The sequence below is a fragment of the Amycolatopsis sp. NPDC049253 genome (assembly GCF_040678995.1).
GTDB lineage: Bacteria > Actinomycetota > Actinomycetes > Mycobacteriales > Pseudonocardiaceae > Amycolatopsis.
The window spans coordinates 42,618-61,341 of sequence record NZ_JBFAQX010000010.1 but is presented as its reverse complement, the minus strand read 5'-3'; the positions used below and the strand labels follow the sequence as shown (position 1 = coordinate 61,341).

The 18,724-nt window shown below is 71.1% G+C and carries 15 protein-coding genes; 9 read left to right on the top strand and 6 right to left on the bottom strand.

What is annotated here, in order from left to right; genetic code table 11:
• Window positions 1-130: 130 nt before the first annotated feature.
• Window positions 131-985, top strand: coding sequence for an ATP-binding cassette domain-containing protein (locus tag AB0K15_RS23325; RefSeq protein WP_364054024.1), 855 nt, complete (start codon window positions 131-133; stop codon window positions 983-985).
• On the top strand, window positions 982-1,764 hold the full coding sequence (locus tag AB0K15_RS23320) for a hypothetical protein (protein WP_364054021.1): 783 nt from the start codon (window positions 982-984) through the stop codon (window positions 1,762-1,764). Before AB0K15_RS23325 ends, AB0K15_RS23320 begins: the two co-directional genes overlap by 4 nt.
• Here AB0K15_RS23320 and AB0K15_RS23315 read toward each other — a convergent pair.
• The 3 genes from AB0K15_RS23315 to AB0K15_RS23305 all read right to left on the bottom strand — a co-directional run bounded on the left by AB0K15_RS23315 (window position 1,761) and on the right by AB0K15_RS23305 (window position 6,676).
• Window positions 1,761-2,360 (bottom strand): hypothetical protein, encoded by a 600-nt coding sequence (locus AB0K15_RS23315; protein WP_364054018.1) that lies wholly within the window; start codon window positions 2,358-2,360, stop codon window positions 1,761-1,763. The two genes, AB0K15_RS23320 and AB0K15_RS23315, sit on opposite strands and share 4 nt — an antisense overlap.
• A gap of 95 nt (window positions 2,361-2,455) precedes the next feature.
• Complete coding sequence (leuS, locus tag AB0K15_RS23310; protein ID WP_364054015.1) at window positions 2,456-5,344, bottom strand: leucine--tRNA ligase; 2,889 nt, start codon at window positions 5,342-5,344, stop codon at window positions 2,456-2,458.
• A gap of 162 nt (window positions 5,345-5,506) precedes the next feature.
• The gene (locus AB0K15_RS23305; RefSeq protein ID WP_364054012.1) at window positions 5,507-6,676 is read right to left on the bottom strand and encodes an esterase-like activity of phytase family protein; all 1,170 of its coding nucleotides are present in this window, start codon (window positions 6,674-6,676) and stop codon (window positions 5,507-5,509) included.
• A gap of 65 nt (window positions 6,677-6,741) precedes the next feature.
• Here AB0K15_RS23305 and AB0K15_RS23300 point away from each other — a divergent pair, with 65 nt between their 5' ends.
• Window positions 6,742-7,167, top strand: a complete 426-nt coding sequence (locus AB0K15_RS23300) for an SdpI family protein (protein WP_364054009.1) — start codon at window positions 6,742-6,744, stop codon at window positions 7,165-7,167.
• Here the strand turns inward: AB0K15_RS23300 and AB0K15_RS23295 are convergent.
• Window positions 7,164-7,745, bottom strand: coding sequence for a YqgE/AlgH family protein (locus AB0K15_RS23295; RefSeq protein WP_364054657.1), 582 nt, complete (start codon window positions 7,743-7,745; stop codon window positions 7,164-7,166). The two genes, AB0K15_RS23300 and AB0K15_RS23295, sit on opposite strands and share 4 nt — an antisense overlap.
• A gap of 195 nt (window positions 7,746-7,940) precedes the next feature.
• Window positions 7,941-9,233 carry a cyclopropane-fatty-acyl-phospholipid synthase family protein gene (locus AB0K15_RS23290; protein ID WP_364054006.1) on the bottom strand — a complete coding sequence of 431 codons (1,293 nt, stop codon included), beginning with the start codon at window positions 9,231-9,233 and terminating at the stop codon, window positions 7,941-7,943.
• Between the two features lie 178 nt (window positions 9,234-9,411).
• Here AB0K15_RS23290 and AB0K15_RS23285 point away from each other — a divergent pair, with 178 nt between their 5' ends.
• From AB0K15_RS23285 to AB0K15_RS23260, 6 genes are all read left to right on the top strand, one after another.
• Window positions 9,412-10,710 carry an MFS transporter gene (locus AB0K15_RS23285; protein WP_364053999.1) on the top strand — a complete coding sequence of 433 codons (1,299 nt, stop codon included), beginning with the start codon at window positions 9,412-9,414 and terminating at the stop codon, window positions 10,708-10,710.
• 116 nt (window positions 10,711-10,826) lie between these two features.
• A complete protein-coding gene (locus AB0K15_RS23280; protein WP_364053996.1) occupies window positions 10,827-11,192 on the top strand; it encodes a hypothetical protein in 366 nt (121 codons plus the stop codon).
• Between the two features lie 28 nt (window positions 11,193-11,220).
• Window positions 11,221-12,603: a TNT domain-containing protein gene (locus AB0K15_RS23275; protein ID WP_364053993.1), complete on the top strand. Its 1,383-nt coding sequence runs from the start codon at window positions 11,221-11,223 to the stop codon at window positions 12,601-12,603.
• A complete protein-coding gene (locus AB0K15_RS23270) occupies window positions 12,604-14,850 on the top strand; it encodes an ADP-ribosylglycohydrolase family protein (protein ID WP_364053990.1) in 2,247 nt (748 codons plus the stop codon).
• 28 nt (window positions 14,851-14,878) lie between these two features.
• Entirely contained in the window at window positions 14,879-15,952 is a 1,074-nt protein-coding gene (locus tag AB0K15_RS23265; protein WP_364053987.1) for an ADP-ribosylglycohydrolase family protein, read from the top strand.
• Between the two features lie 41 nt (window positions 15,953-15,993).
• Window positions 15,994-17,886 (top strand): TNT domain-containing protein, encoded by a 1,893-nt coding sequence (locus AB0K15_RS23260; protein WP_364053984.1) that lies wholly within the window; start codon window positions 15,994-15,996, stop codon window positions 17,884-17,886.
• Here the strand turns inward: AB0K15_RS23260 and AB0K15_RS23255 are convergent.
• Entirely contained in the window at window positions 17,872-18,711 is an 840-nt protein-coding gene (locus AB0K15_RS23255; RefSeq protein WP_364053981.1) for a class I SAM-dependent methyltransferase, read from the bottom strand. The two genes, AB0K15_RS23260 and AB0K15_RS23255, sit on opposite strands and share 15 nt — an antisense overlap.
• Window positions 18,712-18,724 lie beyond the last annotated feature (13 nt).

Genomic DNA, 18,724 nt, shown 5'->3' with positions numbered 1-18,724 from the left:
GTGGGGGTGCTGGCGCGTTTCGGCCGTGGCGCTCGATGGTTCGGTTTTGCGCACGGCCCGACACGGTTTGTGACAAACTCACCTCCGATCTTGAAGGGGAGGGCCGGGGGTTGCTGCACGTCCAGGGCTGGTGAAGGACTACGACGGGCGCCGGGTGGTGGAGAACGTGTCGTTCGCGTTGCAGCCCGGCACGGTCACCGCGTTCCTCGGGCCGAACGGCGCCGGGAAGTCGACCACGCTGCGCATGATCTGCGGCCTGACCCGCCCCACCGCGGGCACGGCGACGATCGCCGGGCGGCGGTTCGGGGACTGGCCCAACCCGGGACACGTCGCGGGCGTGCTGCTCGACGCGGCCGCCGTGCACCCCGGCCGCACGGGCCGCCACCACCTCGTGAACGGCGCCAAGCTCATGCGCCTGCCCAGCTCACGCGCCGACCAGGTGCTCGCGCAGGTCGGGCTCAGCGACGCGGCGAACCGCCGCATCGGCAAGTACAGCCTCGGCATGCGCCAGCGTCTCGGGCTCGCGCACGCGCTGCTCGCCGACCCACCCGTGCTCATCCTCGACGAGCCCATCAACGGCCTCGACCCCGAAGGAATCCGCTCCACGCGGCAGCTTCTGCGCGGCTACGCCCAGCGCGGCGGCACGGTGCTGCTGTCGAGCCACGTACTGTCCGAAGTGGACCAGACGGCCGACCGCATCGTGATGATCGGCCACGGCCGCGTCGTCGCCGACGGTCCGCTCACCAGCTTTGCCGGCCCCGCGCGGACGGTCGTGCGCACCAACGACGTGCCCAAGCTCGGTACGGCCCTGCAACGCGCGGGCCTCGACGTCCGCCAGACCGGCCCCGACGCGCTTTCCGTCGCCGCCCCGACGGAGCGCGTCTCGGAGATCGCGTTCGCCGCGCAGGTGCGGGTGCTCGGGCTGGCCGAGGAACAGCAGAACCTGGAAGAACTCTTCTTCCGCCTCACGGGAGGTCCGCGATGATCCCGATGCAGACGGCTACGCAGCAGCAGCCGGCGTGGGCCACCGGTGCGGCGAAGCGCGCTTCATTCGGCACGGTGGTGGGTGTCGAGCTGCGGAAGATGAGCGCGACGGTGGCGGACAAGATTCTGCTCATCGCCGCGCCCATCGGGCTGGTGGTGCTCTCGATCATGTTCATGGTCGACTCGTCGCGCCCCAACACCCTCACCCGGCAGCTCGGCCCGGTGTTCCTCACGGTGCGGCTCGCCGCGGTTCTGGTCGACCTCACGCTGGTGAAGCTGATCGCGGCCGAGTGGCACTACCGGAGCTCGCAGCCGACGCTGCTGGTGCAGCCTTCGCGGATGCGGTACGTGTTCGCGCAGGCCACCATCGCCGTAGGCGCGTGGCTGCTGATCGGCGGCGTCCACGTCCTGATGACGTTCACGTTCTACTCCGGCCGCCTCGACGCGCGCGACATCCAGAACCTGCTCACCTTCCGGCCCGGCATGGTCGTCGCGGCGTGTTTCGTCGGCGCGCTCTGCATGACCCTGCTCGCGGTGACGGTCGGCTGGCTCATCCCCAACACCGCCGGCGCGATCACCACCTACGTGCTGGTGTCGCTGCTGTTCGCGATCCTGCAGGGCAACATCGACTTCGCGGGCTGGGTCGACCCGATCGAGCCCGCGCGGCAGCTGTCCGGCGTGTCCGAACACGGGGTGATCGCGCTGGTCACCTCGCTCGTCCTGTGGCTAGGGCTGGCCGCGGTCGCGATCTTCCGCGCCGGCACGCGGGAAGCCGCTTAACGGGCGAGCGAGCCGCCGCCGGGATCGACGATCTTGAGGTACGTCTCGGCGAGGCGTTCGGTCTCCGGGCAGGACTTCGCGGCGATCCGCCGGTCGGCGTCGACGCTGTCTCCCGCCAGCTCGCCATCGCTCTCGTTGAACTGGAGGGAGACTTCAAGGACCTGCTTCGCGCCGGTGTTCACCGAAACCGTGCACCCGTTCACGTCGAGGCTGTCGACCGCGTAGTAGCGATTTTCCTGTAGCAACGTTCGCCGGAAGTGGTGCAGCGTGTAGGAGTAGGCGCCCCAGGTATCCACCCAAGGATCCGGAACCCGGTCGCTCGGATCGAGTGCGCCCACGAAGGCGGTCGGGCCGCTGGCGCGGGTCAGCGAGCACAAATTCTGGTACTCGTTGAACTGCATCTTCTCGACCTCGAACGCGGCGCGGAGCTGCGCATTCTGTTCGAACTGCGCGCACGTGCCCGGAAACAGCGGCGCGCGGCTGGTGATCACCGGCAGCTGGTCGTAGGCCACCGAGTCGGCGGGCAGCGCCGGGGCGGGCTTGCCGGGGGCAGGCGCGGGCGCGACGGCGCACCCGGCGAGGGTCAGCGCCAGCAACGGCAGAACGGTGAGCGATCGACTACGCACGGCAAGCACGTTACCGGCCCGGGCACGAGACCCGGGCCGGAACGCACGAATTCACCAGCACCGGTTCACAGCACGATGTTGACCAGCCGCCCCGGCACCACGATCACCTTGCGCGGCGTCTTGTCGCCCACCAGGGCGGCCACCTTCTCCTCCGCCAGCGCCGCGGCCTGGACCACGTCCGACGACGCGTCCGCCGGCACCGTCACGCGTGCCCGGACCTTGCCGTTGACCTGGATCGGGTACTCCACCGAGTCCTCGACCAGGTACTTCTCGTCGACGACCGGGAACGGCCCGTGGACCAGGGAGTCGACGTGGCCCATGCGGTGCCACAGCTCCTCGGCCACGTGCGGCGCCAGCGGGGCCAGCAGCAGCACCAGCGGCTCCGCCACCTCGCGCGGCGTGCCGGCCGCCGAGCCGTACACCTTGGTCAGGTGGTTGTTCAGCTCGATCAGCTTCGCGCCCGCGGTGTTGAAGCGCATCTCCGCGTAGTCCTCGCGGACGCCGGCGATGGTGCGGTGCAGCAGCTTCCGGTCGGCCTCCGACGGGTCGTCGGCGATCACGCGCAGCTCACCGGTTTCCTCGTCGACCAGCAGGCGCCACAGGCGCTGCAGGAAGCGGTGCGCGCCGACGACGTCCTTGGTCGCCCAGGGACGGGACATGTCCAGCGGGCCCATGGACATCTCGTACACGCGGAAGGTGTCGGCGCCGTAGGTGTCCGACATTTCGTCGGGCGTCACGGCGTTCTTCAGGCTCTTGCCCATCTTCCCGTACTCCTGGGTGACCTCCTCGTCACCCAGGAAGAACTTGCCGTCGCGCTCCACGACCTCGTCGGCGGGCACGTGGACGCCGCGCTTGTCCTTGTAGGCGTAGGCCTCGATGTAGCCCTGGTTGAACAGGCGCCGGTACGGCTCCTTCGACGACACGTGGCCCAGGTCGTACAGCACCTTGTGCCAGAAGCGCGAGTACAGCAGGTGCAGCACCGCGTGCTCGACACCGCCGACGTACAGGTCGACGCCGCCCGGGTCGTCGACGCCGTGCTCGGCCGGGCGCGGGCCCATCCAGTAGGCCTCGTTCTCCGGCGCGCAGAACACGTCCGGGCTGTCCGGGTCGACGTAACGCAGCTGGTACCAGCACGAACCCGCCCACTGCGGCATCACGTTGGTGTCGCGGCGGTACTTCTTCGGCCCGTCGCCCAGGTCCAGCGTGACCTCGACCCACTCGGTCGCGCGCGACAGCGGCGGCGACGGCTCGGAGTCGGCGTCGTCCGGGTCGAAAGTCTTCGGCGAGTAGTCGTCGACGTCCGGCAGCACCACGGGCAGCTGGTCCTCGGGCAGCGCGATCGGCATCCCGGTCTCGTCGTAGACGATCGGGAACGGCTCGCCCCAGTAGCGCTGGCGGGCGAACAGCCAGTCGCGCAGCTTGTACTGCACGGTGCCCTCGCCGGCGCCCTGCTCCTCCAGCCACGCGATGATCGTCTTCTTCGCGTCGGCCACGCCCATGCCGTCCAGCGAGACGGTGTCGTTGGCCGAGTTGATCGCCGCGCCGTCACCGGTGAACGCCTCGCCGTCGAAGCCCTCACCCGGGTCGACCGTGCGGACGATCTCCAGCTCGAACTTCTTGGCGAAGTCCCAGTCACGCTGGTCCTGCGCCGGGACGGCCATGATCGCGCCGGTGCCGTAGCCCATCAGCACGTAGTCGCCGATGAAGACCGGGATTTCCTTGCCGTTGACCGGGTTCACGGCATACGCGCCGGTGAAGACGCCGGTCTTCTCCTTGTTCTCCTGACGATCCAGATCGGACTTGCGCGACGTCGCCAGGCGGTACTCCGCGACGGCCTCGGCCGGGGTCTTCGCGCCGCCGGTCCACACCTGCGGGTGCTCGCCGGGCCACTCGGCCGGCGTCAGCTTGTCGACCAGCGGGTGCTCGGGCGCCAGCACCATGTAGGTGGCGCCGAACAGCGTGTCGGGCCGGGTCGTGAAGACCTCGATCTTTTCGTCGCCGGAAACAAAGGCGACCCGCGCGCCCTGCGAGCGCCCGACCCAGTTGCGCTGCATGGACTTGACCTTCTCCGGCCAGTCCAGCAGGTCCAGGTCGTCGACCAGCCGATCCGAGTACGCGGTGATCCGCATCATCCACTGGCGCAGGTTCTTGCGGAACACGGGGAAGTTGCCCCGGTCGCTGCGCCCGTCGGCGGTCACCTCTTCGTTGGCGACGACCGTGCCCAGGCCGGGCGCCCAGTTCACGGGCGCCTCGGAGATGTAGACCAGGCGGTGGTCGTCGATGACCTTGCGGCGCTCGACGTCGCTCAGCTCACTCCACGCGCGCCCGTCCGGCGTCGGGCGCTCACCCGCGGCGAACGCCTTCTCCAGCAGCTCGATCGGACGCGCCTTCTGCGCTTCCTCGTCGTAGTAGGAGTTGAAGATCTGCAGGAAGATCCACTGGGTCCACTTGTAGTAGTCCGGGTCGATCGTCTCGATCGAGCGGCGCTCGTCGTGGCCCAGGCCCAGGCGCTTCAGCTGGCTGCGCATCGTGGCGATGTTCGCCTCGGTCGTGGTGCGCGGGTGCGTGCCCGTCTGCACCGCGTACTGCTCGGCCGGCAGCCCGAAGGCGTCATAGCCCAGGGTGTGCAGCACGTTGCGGCCGATCATGCGGTGGTAGCGCGCGTAGACGTCCGTGCCGATGTAGCCCAGCGGGTGCCCGACGTGCAGGCCCGAGCCGGACGGGTACGGGAACATGTCCTGCACGAACAGCTTGTCCGACGGCACCGGCTCACCCTCGACCGCCAGCGCGCCCGTCGGGTTCGGCGCGTGGTAGGTGCCGTGGTCGGACCAGTAGTCCTGCCAGCGGCGCTCGATCTGCCCCGCGAGCTCCGCGGTGTAGCGGTGCGGCGGGGTGTTCTCGGCGCCGGGAGCGCCGTCACCCGTGGTCGGGGTGGGCGCCGTGGACTCTGTCATCGCCGTCTTCCTCCGTGATCGGACCACTCCAGAAACAACTCGACCCCTCAAGCCCGAAGGCATGAGGGGTCGCCGCGCCGGCCGGGCCAAGGGTTGACCGAGTCAGCGCGGCAGGCCAAGGAGCAGCCGAGCCGTGTTCATGAGCTCATTTTAACGTGGCGGTCAAAGTCGTTCTGAAGGGACCGCCAAAGCGATGACCTGCGTCACCTGGCTCGCGGAGAAGTTGTTGTCGCTCACGAAGACCAGACTGCGCTCACCGTTCGGCAGCGCCGGGCCCCAGGTCATGCCCTCGACGTTGTCCACCGCGGAAACGTAGTCCGACAAGTCGGCGATCAGCTTCTTCTTCACCGGCTTGATCCCCTTGGCGCCGGCGAGCGATTTCACGTTCAGCACATTGGTCGCGCCGGACGTGTCGATCTCGTACACCCGCACCTTGTTGCCGACGCCGGTGACGAACGAGCGCTCCATCATGAGGAACTTCGTCGGGTCGAGCTGGTTCACCGCGAGCATCGACGACACGCCGGTGTCGGCGAACGCGTCGGCCGGCACCGGCGTCGCGAACAGCTTCTCCTGCGGGTACGCGTACTGCGCCAGCACCGGGCCCGTCCGCGCCTGCAGGGTGACCCGCGAAAGCGCGCCGGACGTCGGGGTCGGCGGCGGGCCGTCCTGCAGCAGCGGCGCCTCGACCTCGCTGGCCAGCAGCGCGCCGAACCCGGTGTAGGCGAGGCCTTCGAGCACGTAGTTGCGGCGCGGGCCGGCGTCGGCGGTCATCTTCTCGTCGGCCGGCAGCGGCAGGTCCCGCACGTAGCGGCCGTCCCGGGTGGCCTCGCGGATGGAGGGCTGGATGACCGAGTCGGCCAGCCGGTCGCCTTCCTGCGACCAGGTGTAGCCGCCGGTCCACGGGTCCACGCGCAGCTCTTCGGGGTCGATCGTCTGCTCGTTCTGCGGCGCCGTCGGGTCGTTCTGCGCGAGCGGCGGGTACGGGGTGCCATCGGGGCGCAGCAGCGGCTTCGTACCGGTGAAGGTCACCGGGCCGAGGTGGTGGGCGTCGAGGGAGAACTTCGCCGTGTAGAAGCGGGCGGGGTTGATCGCGGAGCGGTCGTCGCAGATGAAGGCGTAACCGCCTGTGCGCGGGTCGAAGTCGATCGACGACAGGCCGCCGACGGTGGTGCCCTGGAACTGAAGGGCGCCTGCCACGATCTGCTCGCCGATGAGGCGAACGGGGCGGGCGTGACTCTCCGCAGCAGTCGCCGCCGGAGCGGCGAGCAGGGAAAGGGGCAGTACCCCGATCAAGGCAGCGGTGAGCACGCGGCGTCGCTGGGACGAAGACATGGCGTGTAGCACAACGGACGAGGGTATCCACCACGTTGCCGCGAGGTCACGCTTATCCTCAGGGGGTGTTCGCTATCGCGCTCGTCCCGATCGTGCTGGGTCTCGTCGTCGGCTGGGGTGGCTTCCTCGGCTTCCGCGAACGGCTGACCCGCGAAAGCGGTACCGGTGTCCGCACGGCGGCTTCGCTGCGCAGTGACGACGCCTTCAAGCTGGCCAACCGGGTGGCGAGCGTGCCGACGCTCGCGGGCGGCGCCGTCGGCGTGATCGCCGGGCTGGCGGGCCTCGCCACGGGCACCACGGCCGGGATCATCGCCGCGGCTTTCGTTGGCGTGCTGGGCATGCTGGTGCTGGTCGCGGGCGGCGGGGTGCTCGGCGCCCGTGCCGCGCTGACCGTGCCCGCGCCGGCTCCGGCCGCCCCCGCGGGCTGCAGCGGCTGCGCGTGCGGTTCGGGTGGCTGCGGCGTGTTCCAGAAGGTCGACGCCGAAAGCTAGTTGCGCTGCAGGTCGCCCGGGTGGGTGGCCAGCAACGCGATCGGCACGCCCTGGCGGCGCAGCACCTGACCCCAGAGGTCACGGTTGGGCGAGGCCAGGATGTCGCTCGGCAACGCGGGCACGATGACCCAGTCGTCGCGCTCGATCTCGCCCGCCAGCTGCCCGGAGTCCCAGCCCGCGTAGCCGGCGAAGACTCGTACGCCACGCACCTTCGGCACCAGCGCTTCCGGGTCCGTGTCGAGGTCCACGAGCGCAACCGGCCCCCGCACGGCGATCACGCCGGGCACGCTCGCCGCTGTCTCACCCGTGCGCAGCGCGGCCAGGCACAGCGCCGTTTTCTTTTCCACCGGACCGCCGACGAACACCGACTGCGGCTCCGCCACGTGCCCACCCCAGTTGGGCAGCACGTCGTACACCGGGACGTCGCTCGGGCGGTTCAGGACCACGCCGAGCGTGCCCTCGTCGCGGTGGTCGATGACGAACACCACGGTCCGCTTGAAGTTCGGGTCGAACATCGTGGGTGCGGCGACCAGGAGCGTTCCCGGTTCAACCTCGGCGTCCGCTGGCACGCCGCCAATCCTCCCACTTCCCGCCACGAGAATTTCGTCGGCACGGGAACACCAACCACTCGTGCCCCGTTGGGAACAGTAGGCCGGCGCACTCCGTGTCCCCCGGGCTCACTGAAGAACAGCCTTTGTGGAATACCAGTTCGGCTGGAGCCACACTGCGCCAAGCCGCCGAGAGGCGACCAAGTGCGCCGGCCGCCAGCTTTTTCAGCCGTGCCACGTCCGCGGCCGCAGCGGCAGACCCGACACGCCCTCGTCCGGAGTCCGCACCGCCAGGACCTGGTTCACGCCGATGCGATTGCTCTCGAACGCGAGAGCCGACGCCGCCATGTACAGCCGCCAGACGCGGGCGCGGCCGGCTCCGGCGAGCCGCGCGGCCCGGTCCCAGTCGGCTTCCAGGTTGGCGACCCAGCGGCGCAGGGTCAGCGCGTAGTGCTCGCGCAGCGCTTCGACATCTCGCACCTCGAACCCGGCGCGCTCCAGCTGCGTGACGGTCGTGCCGATCGGCGCGAGCTCGCCGTCGGGGAAGACGTAGGCGTCGATGAACCCGTCGAGCTGGTACTCGGACTCGTCCACGCGCGGCCGGCGGCCGATCTGGTGGTTGAGCAGCTTGCCGCCCGGGCGAAGCAGGGCGTACAGGTCGCGGGCGTACTCCAGGTAGCTCTCGGCTCCGACGTGCTCGGCCATGCCGATGGAGGAGATCGCGTCGTAGGGACCGTCGGAGACGTCGCGGTAGTCCTGCACGCGGATCTCCACGCGGTCGGTCAGCCCCGCCTCCGCCACGCGCTTACGGGCGTACGTGGCCTGCTCCTCCGAGAGCGTCACGCCGACGACGCGCACGCCGTGCTCGCGCGCCGCGTGCAGCGCCATCGAGCCCCAGCCGCAGCCGACGTCGAGCAGCCGCTGCCCTTCACGCAGGCCGAGCTTCGTGCAGACGAGTTCGAGCTTGTCGCGCTGGGCCGTCTCCAGGGTGCCGCTTTCGGACCAGTACGCGCACGAGTAGACCATCGACGGGCCGAGAACGAGCTCGTAGAACTCGTTGCCCACGTCGTAGTGGTGGCTGATCGCCCGCTTGTCGCTGCGCCGGGTGTGCAGGTGGCGGGGCCGGCGCACCTCCTCGGGCGGCCGCGCGGGAGGCAACGGCGGTCCGGCGAGCTTGAGCAACTCGGCGATGGCGCCCCGCACCTCCGGGTCCCGCAGGGCGCTGAGGACGCCGCCGCTGTCCGCTTCGTCGCGCTCCCAGATCAGCCCGGCCATGGCTCCGAGCGCGGTGTAGAGGTCCCCTTCGAGGCCGAGATCGCCGGAGACCCAGGCACGGCCAAGGCCCAGCTCGCCCGGCTTGAACAGCAGACGGCGCAAGGCGCGGCGGTTGCGCACCACGAGCACGGGCGCGCCCTCCGGACCGGCCTGGGAACCGTCCCACGCACGGATCTGCAGCGGGAGCTCAGCCCCGAGCAGCTTCTCGGCGGCACCCACCAGCCGCGACGCGGCGCCGGTCATGGCCACACCCCTCTCTCGGCGACGACAGTCGGACGTCTGTCCTCTCAGTGAAACGCTTTCACGCCTCTTCGCAGTCCGCCACCGGCGTCACAGCTCAGTAAAATGCCGCCGGCCCACTGGGCGAAGTGCGCTCATTAGGACCTTCTGAGCCGTTCACCCCGTAGCTACGCTGGCCCCCGTGACGATCAGCCCGACAACGGAGCGGATCGGACCGAAGCTCCTGGTCCGTGATCGCGAGTTCCGCAGGCTGCTCTACACCCGGTTCGCCGCGCAGTGGGGCGACGGGGTGTACCGGGCGGGCCTCGCGGGCGCCGTGCTGTTCAACCCCGAACGCGCCGCCGATCCGCTGGCCATCGCCGAGGGCTTCGCGGTGCTGCTGCTGCCGTACTCCGTGGTGGGACCGTTCGCGGGCGCGCTGCTCGACCGGTGGGACCGCCGGCGCGTGCTCGTGTTCGCGAACCTGCTGCGGGTGGTCGCCATCCTCGCGTCGGCCGCCGCCGTGGGCACGGGCCTCGGCGGACCGGGACTGTTCTCCCTCGCGCTGCTGGCCGAAGGCTTGTCACGCTTCATCGGCTCGGGTCTGTCGGCTTCGCTGCCGCACGTGGTCCCGGCGGCGAGCGTCGTGTCCGCCAACGCCTTCGCGACCACGCTCGGCTCGGCACTGGCCGTGGTCGGCGGCGGGTGCGCCATCCTGCTGCGCGCGGTCTTCGGCGCCGACAACCTCGGCTCGGCCGAGACGACGGCGTTCGCCGCGCTGGGCGCGCTCGTCTCGGCGCTGATCGCCCGAAGGTTCACGCGCGGGGTGCTCGGGCCGACGGTCGTCGACGAGCCACCGAACCCGTTCCTCGCCGTCGCCCGCGGTCTCGCGGACGGCGCCCGCCACGCCTGGCGCGCGCCGAGCGTGACGGCCGGGTTCATCGCGCTGTTCGCCCACCGCGCGGCCTACGGCATCTCGCTGCTGGTCACCGTGCTGCTGATGCGCAACTACTTCACCGACGACGGGGTCTTCCGCGCCGGTCTGCCCGGGCTCGGGCAGATGGCGGCGCTCGCCGGCGCCGGCATCCTGGTGGCCGGGCTGCTCACCGCGCGGCTGATCCGCGGCTTCGGCCGGCTGCGCGCGATCCTCGGCGCGCTGCTGGTGGCCGCCGTCGCCCAGTCGGCGCTCGGGCTGCCGATGGTCCTGCCGCTGGCGTTGCTGGCGTCGTTCCTCATCACCGGCGCGGGCCAGGTGCTCAAGCTGTGTGTCGATTCGTCGATCCAGCTCGACGTCGCCGACGAGGCCCGCGGCCGCGTGTTCGCCCTGTACGACACGCTGTTCAACATCACGCAGGTGGCCGCCGTGGCCATCGGCGCGGTCTTCATCCCGGACAACGGGTACTCGCCGGGGCTGATGATCGCGGCCACGATCTGCTATTTCCTCGGCGGCGCCGGTTATCTCGTGGCACGCCGCCGCGCGGTACCGGACGGGCCGAGCTGATTCGCTGCCGCAAACCGTTGGACCGAACGGGGTCAGTGATCGTCGCATTGGCATTAGAGTGACGCGTGACCCAGCCGGGTGACCCCCGGCGAGTGCAACCGACACGGGGGGCCACCGTGAGTACCGCAGGGGACGACCGCGCCCTGGAAGCCGCTCCTGCAGTGCTGACGTCTCCTGACGGGCTGGTCCGGGCCACCGTCGGCAGCGGCGGCACGCTGGGCCGGTTGGAGTTCGCCCCGGACACCTTCCAGCGCACCACTCCCGCCCAGCTCGCGTTCACCGTCCAGGCCCTGGTGCAGCAGCTCGCCGAGGCCCCGCTCACCGACGCCGCGCCGCACCAGATGCCGTCCCCCCGGCCGACGCCGCGCCGCGTGCGCCCGCGTACGGCGCCGCAGAGCCCCGCCACGCAGGGCGCGGTGAAGCCGCAAGGACAGCTGCCTCCGCGAAGCGCCGTGCCCCAGCACCGGCGCCGCGGCTACTGACGCCGCGCACCCGGATGTGCTGAGACCTGTGGAACCACCACTTTCCGAGTCCGACCAACACGGCCGGCTCGTCGAGATCGGGCGGCTGATCCGCGCCCACCAGCCCGATGAGAGCGCGCCCGCCGGCATCGGCTTCGCGCAGGTCGGCGGCCACACCGAGGTCCAGCCGCGCAACACCGAGGCCGGCCCCGAGCTGATCGAAATGTTCCACGCGCTGCGCGCCGGCATGTACCGCCAGGGCCGCGGCACGTGGCTGCAGGCGCGGTTCGTGCTCGCGCCCGGCGGCACGTTCGACTTCGACTTCTTCGTCGACGGCGAACCGCAGTGGACGACCCCGCCCGAACCCGGCGCCTACCGCGACGAGCTCGAGACGTTCCCCCGCGAGGACGAGCACATCCCCGACTGGTGGCGGCTGCGCACCGGCCTGCCGCTCAACGTCGAGTTCCGCCGCGCCCGCCCCGCCGAGGTGGGGGAGGAGCGTGAGCCGCTTGCCGACGAAGAGCTGCCGCTCGTGCTGCAGTACCTCGAGCGCGAAGCGCTGGTCGGCGACACACACCGCACCGACGGCACGTGGCTGTGGCCCGAGACCGTGCCCCACCAGCTGCGCCGCCACGGCATCGCGCCCGAGCCGGAGCTCGTCGCGCACATCCGTGAGCTGGGGTTCCAGCCACCGTACGTCGAGCACCTCGTGCGCCGCACGGCGGAGGCCGACCTGCTCGGCCGCCCGCGGCCGCGTCCCGAACCCGAGGACGGGCAGCGCACCGCCGGCGACGTCGCCGCCGAGCTGGAGACCAGCCCCGACCCGGACCTGGCCGACGAACAGCTGCTGGTGATCCTCGTGCAGCGGCTCGGCTCGTTCGGTGTGTGGTCGCAGGCCTACCGGATCGGCGCCGCCGAGGCCGGTAAATGGTGCCTGACCAGGGACGACGACGGCTGGACCGTCACCTCGGCGGCCGGTGAAGGCCAGACCTTCGAGCACCTCGCCGACGCGGCCCAGCAGCTGCTCGGCGCGCTCCTGCTGCACCCGGCCCGCCGGACGGGCGGACGCGAGACCCCGCTCGAGACGGCGAAGGAAGTGGACGACTGGCCCATCCAGCCGACCGCGGGTGACCCGCCCCTCACCCTGCTGCGCAACAAGAGACTCACCCGGCTGCCCGAAGGTACGGTCGTCCTGCGCTTCGGGGAGGAACCGGGCAACCTGGTCCACCACGGCCAGGTACGGTTCGCCACGACGTCACTGCCACTCGAACGGGAACGAGTGGCGCACACCTACCGCCTACGACGGCCACTCTACGTGGTCACCGGAGTCACGGTGCCCTGGGCGAACCTGCCGGGCGGAGCAGTGGCGTACGTGTTGCCCAAGCCGATCGCGGAGCACGAGTCCGACGGAAGCCTGGAGAGGATCGAGTAGGTGGAAGCGGCGGAAGCGATGGAGAAGGTCGTGAACTGGCTACGCGCTGTGCACGGTCCCCAGATCGCCGGTCCTGGTGGGCTGCGGGTCGACCACGACCGCGTGCTGCGCATCCCCGAAGGCTGGTCGATCCCGTACAACACCACCGCTTTCCTTGACGACGGGCGCCCGGACAAGGAACTGTTCCCCCCGCCGTCGGTGGTCGTGCGCGAGCCCGACGGCGAGCTGCGCCAGGCACCCCCGAACCCAGGAGGGCTGAGCATCCCCGTGGCGTTCCCCGGCCAGGAGAGCTGGCGCGAAGTCGTGGACCCCGAGTACGTGAAGGCCGGGTTCGGCGAGCTCGGTGTGCCGCTGCAGGCCGTGGCCGGCTGGGTCAAGGTCGACAACGAGGGCCACCAGACCGGCGACGAGCGCGAGAACCCCGAGTACAAGGCCGGTCCGATCCGCCGCGGCTACCCGAAGCCGGAGAACACGCTGGAGACGCTGCTCGCGTTCGCCAGCGTCGGCTGGCTCACGCGTGAGCAGCTGCTCATCGGCCTGCTGCGCTGCGACGTCTTCGTGCCGCTCGACCCGAAGACCGGCGCCACGGACCGCTTCTACTTCTCTGAAGAGCGCAACGAGCTGCGCGTGTTCAGCGCGACGCGCCACTTCCCGCCGCGCGAGCACTCCTGGTGGCGCGTGGACCTCGCGACGCTGGCCGAGTTCGAGCACCCGCCGAACCTCGTGATCAACGGCGGCCCGGCGACGTTCGAGGACGTCTCCGGCGAGGACCTCACGGCCATCGCCAAGCGCTTCCCGCGCCACGAGCCGCGCATCGACCGGCACGGGCGCGGCCCCGAGGCCGAAGAGGACCTCGAGCGCCTCACCAGCGACACCGCCACGCGGATGGGCCTGCCCGAACCGGTGGCCGTGCCGCTGGTGGCCGCCGAGAACGCGCGCCGCCACGGCTTCGAGCTCACCGCCGAGGAGTGCCAGCGCACCGTGCTGGGCCAGTCGTGGCTCAACCGCCTCGCGATGGCGGAGCCGCCGCGCAGCAAGCCGAACGACTGGCGCGCCAACGGTCTCGTGCCGGGCTGGGACAACCTCGGCCGCGTGATCCCGCGCCTCGACACGTTCGGCAAGTACCCCGACCGCGACCTCGAGAACTTCCGCTACGGCTGGCAGCGCGTCGCGGGCGCGTACGTGGGCTTCGCGCTCGGCGAGGCGCTCGGCATGGCCGTGGACCGGATGCGGCTCGACGAGATCGTCACGCAGTTCGGGTCCGAGGGCGTGGCCGACCTGCCCGTCGCGTTCGACCAGGCGGGCCGCATCGGCTCGCTGACGCAGCGGCTGCTGTTCTACACCGAGGCCGTGATCCGCAGCCCGCACCGCGAGCAGCCGGAGTCGCGTGACGTCGAGCAGCAGTTCCCGTCGGTGGTGCGCGGCGCGCTGATGCGCTGGCTGCACACGCAGGGCGCGCCGTACGACGACGCCGACGGCTGGCTCGTGAAGGTGCCCGACCTGCACGTCCGCCGCACCGCGGACGACGCCGAGCTCAACGCGTACCACGCGCTCGTCACCGGATCTCCGCAGGCAGTGCCGATGACCGGGCCGACGTCCTTGATCGCCGCGCTGCCCGCCACACTCATCGCCGCCGGCCCCGGCACGGGCTTCAGCGGCGGCGTGCGCCAGGCCGTGCGTGACCTCGTCGGCGTGACGCATTCGCACGAGGACGACCTGTCGGTGGCGACGTACCTGGCGTGGCTGTTCGAGCCGGTGCTCACGAAGGACGCGTTCAGCTACCCCGTGTGGAACCTCTCGCGCGAGATCCTGACCGAGCACAACACCACGTTCGTCAACGGTCCGGAGTGGGCGCCGGTGAAGGCGATGGTGGCCGAGTCGGTGCCGTTCTTCGGCGAGCACGGGTTGCCGGACCTGCGGATGCCCGAGCTCATCGGCGACGGCCAGGGCACGCTTTCGGTGCTCGGCCGCGCGTTCGCCGCGTTGTCCGGGTTCGAGAACTACCCCGAGCAGGCCCTGCTGCGCGCCGTGAACCACTCCGGGCGCAGCGCGCTCACCGGGGCGATCACCGGTGCGCTGCTCGGCGCCCGCGTGGGCGTGCCCGGGCTGCCGCAGAAGTGGGTCGAGCAGCTCGAGCTGCGGCACCTCATCGAACAGGTCGTCACCGACGCGTTGTGGCACTTCGACCGCCGCTCCGCGCTGAGCTTCCTGGGCGCAGAGTGGGTGCAGCGCTACCCGCGGCACTGACGCCGCGGGGCTTCGAAAAGATGGGGTCATGGAGGCACAGCGGCTGAGGGGCTGCCTGCTCGCGGGCGCCATCGGCGACGCGCTCGGCGCGGCGACGGAGTTCGATTCGATCGAGCGGATCCGCGAGCTCACCGGGTCCGCCGGCATCACCGACTTCATCCCCGCATACGGCGGCGAAGGACGCTTCACCGACGACACGCAGATGACGCTCTTCACCCTCGAAGCGCTCATCCGCGCCCACGCGCAGCAACGGCGGACGGGCAGCGCCGACGTCGTGCAGTCCGTGCAGCTGGCCTACCAGCGCTGGCTGCACACGCAGGGCGTGCCGTGGGAGCGGGCGCGTGGCCCGCACTCCGCCCTCGCGGCGCCCGACGGCGAGCTCGTGACGCACGCCGCGCTGTTCAGCCGCCGCGCGCCGGGGCTGACCTGCTTCGGCGAGCTGGAGGCGTACGGGCGCTCGGGCGTGCGCGGCAGCGTCTCGCGGCCGGTGAACAACTCGAAGGGATGCGGCGGTGTGATGCGGGTGGCGCCGGTCGCGCTGTGGTCCGCCGACCCGGCCGAGGTGTTCCGGCTCGCGGCCGAGTTCGCGGCCCTGACCCACGGTCACCCGAGCGGGTATTTGTCGGCCGGCGCCTTCGCCGTGATCGTGCAGCAGGTGCTGGCCGGTTCGCCGCTGCCCGACGCCGTCGCTGTGTCCAGGGCCGAGCTCGTGCGCCACCCGGGTCACGAAGAGCAGGAAGCCGCGTTGGCGCAGGCGCTCGCGATGTCCGGACCGCCGACGCCGGAGCGGCTGGCCGAGCTGGGTGAGGGCAACGTCGGCGAGACGGCGCTGTCGATGTCGGTGTATGTCGCGCTGACCACCGAAGATCCGGATTCCGCACTGCTCGCGGCCGTGAACCACGGCGGCGACAGCGATTCAACGGGTTCGGTCTGCGGAAACCTCGTCGGCGCGATGTACGGCGAAGCGGCGCTGCGCGTCAGCTGGCTGGAGCGGCTCGAACTGCGGGACGTGATCACCAGGCTGGCGGACGACGCGCTCGCCGAGTTCGGCCCCGACTCACCGAGTGACGAGGGTTGGTTCACGCGTTACCCGGTCGACTAAGTTCTTTCCCGGTCACCGGGGGAATTGGGGAGGAACCTGACGTGCGCTACCGGGTTGAGGCGGGAGACCGCCCGGACGGCTTGTACGCGACGCTGGAGGACCGCACGTTCGCGGCCGAGCGCTCGACCACCGACGGCACACTGCTGCTGTCCGTGCTGCCGGACGAAGAGACACCCGACGGGTTCGACCGCGAGCACGAGGGCCGTCCGGCCCGCGTGGTGCTGGCCACCGAGGTGCCCGCGACGTTCACGCTGCGCACGTACTGCGAGTTCGAGGACGAGCTGTTCGAGGTCGCGCCCGGAGACGGCAAGGAGCTGACGCTGCGCTGGACGCAGCACGACCCCGCGCGCGCCGCGCAGCTCGGCCTCACTGACTTCTCGACGACCGCCGAGGCCAAGCGCGTCACGGGCCTGTGGCAGCTGCGCCGCGACCAGGGCGAGCCGCGCCCGGACCTCGACGCCGACCACGGCGCCCTGCTGCGCGCGATCGGCCGCACGCTGCGCGCCGTGCCCGGCGGCTGGACGCGCGTCGCCGCGCAGTTCCGGCAGGTCGGGGACTACGCGGAGCTGGAGGTCCGCGCCGTCGGCGACGAGAACGGGCCGGTGTCCGTGTCGCTGCCCGCGCCGCCGAAGCTGAGCGCGCTGTTCGCGCGGCTGCGCGCGGCGATGTACTCGCCCGACACCGGCACGTGGTTCCAGGGCACCTTCACGCTCGACACCGAGGCGCAGTTCGATTTCGACTTCGACTCCGAGCACGAGCCGGCCTGGCGTGTCCCGCCGAACGACGGCGGCCGGCCCGCGCCCGAGTCGTACGTCGTGGAGCTCGCGCAGTACCCGCGTCCGCCCAAGGAGCTGCCCGAATGGCTGGCCGCGAAAGCCCGTCAGCCCCTCGACGCCACCTTCCGCCACGCCCGCGTGGTCGACGCGCACAACGAGAACGAGCGCCCGGTCGTCAACCGGCCGCCGGTGCCGCCGGACCAGCTGCGCGGCGTGCTCGACTACCTGTTCCGCGCACCGCTCGTGCTGCACCGACCGCAGCCGCAGCACGACATCTTCGCTCCGGGCGCACCACCCGACGTGCCGCACGCCTTCCACACCGACGGCACGTGGGTGTGGCCCGCGGCCGTGCCGCACTACCTGCGCAAGTACGGCGTGCCGCCGGAGCCCGAGCTGGTGGACCACATCCGCGGTGCCGGCTTCCGCCCGCCGCTCGTGCGCGAGCTCGTCCGCGCGACGGCGGAGGCCGAGATCCTCGGCACCCCCCGCCCGACGCGTTCGGAAACCGAGCTCCCCGACGACAGCCGTCTCGCCCGCGCCCTCCGCGGCGACGACCTGGGCCTCGACCTGCACGCCGCCGAGACGCTGACCTTGCTGCACCAGCGCCTGGTCGAACACGGCGTGCCCGCGAGCGCGTACCGGATCGGCGCCGACGAGGTGCCGGTCGCCGACGTGTGGACCCTGCGCCGCGCCGAGAACGGCTGGGAGGTCTCCCGCCCGCCGGCCGTCGCGCCCGTGGCTTTCGGCAGCCTGGCCGACGCCGCCCGCTTCCTCCTCGGCACGCTGCTGATGCTGCCGCCGCGCGCCGCGGACGAGTCCGACCAACCCGCCGACTGGCCGATCCTGCCGTTGCGGGGCGAGCCGCCCTTGAGCTTCTTCCGCGGCAAGCGTGTCGTCGTCCTCCCCGCCGGCACCACGGTGCTGCGCTTCGGCAACGACGCCGGCAACCTCGTCCACACCTCCGGCACGCGCTTCACCGAGACGTCGCTGGCTCCCGAACGCGAACGCGAGCGCCACGAGTACCGGGTGCAGCGGACGTTGCGCGTGCTCACCGGCATCACGGCGCCGTGGGGACCGCAGCCGGGCGGGGCGACGGCTTATCTGCTGCCGCGGCCGATCGCGCACCACGTGGAGGCGGGGGCGCTATCCCGCGTGTGAACCACGCGCGGTGATGAGCACGGCGGGCGACCACCAGTAGTCCGCGAGCGGCTCCACCACAACGTCGGTGAAACCCGCGATCTCCAGCTGAGCCACCCACGCCGGCGCGGGCTGCTCCCAGTTCGTCCGCTCCGCACCCGCGGCGACGCCGAGCAGCACGGGCAGCAGGAAGCCTTGCGCCACAAGGGAAGCCTGATCGCCGTACTCGGCGACGCCGCGTTCGTAGCGCGTCACCAGCGACTGCAGAAACTCAGGCGACCCCTCGTCCAGCACGGGGATGTCGAACTCCGCCAGCACCAAGGTCTCCGTCCGCGGTCGCAATTCGCGCAGTACCGCGGCCCGCACCGGCGGCGTCATGGACTGCATCGCGAACGTCGACTGCGCAAGGTTCCACGTGGAACCGTTCTCCCCGAGGAAGCTCTCCGCCGTCGCCTCGAAGCGGTTCGCGCCGGGCAGATCGACGTCTGCCAGCAAAGCCGCCGACGGTTCCACCAGGTCGATCCGCCCCGGCCGGAACGACGACTGTGCCAGCGCCGGGACCACGGCCAGGCCGTCGCCACAACCCAAGTCCAGCAACGATTCCGGGCGCAGCACCGCGTACTTCGCGGCCAGCGCAGCGCTCAGCCGCTCGTACAGCGAGACGTTGCCACCACCGCGGATGAACGCGGTGAACGCCGCGGGCTGCTCGTACACCGGTCCGGAGCCATCGGTCGCGAGGTACGCGGAAAGCTCGGCGCCCAGCGGTGAATCAGCCCGTGAAGCGAACTCCGAAGCCCGCGAAACGTCTCCGGCCCGGTAGGCGGCAAGCGCATCGGCAAGGATCACGCGCTCTTGTGTA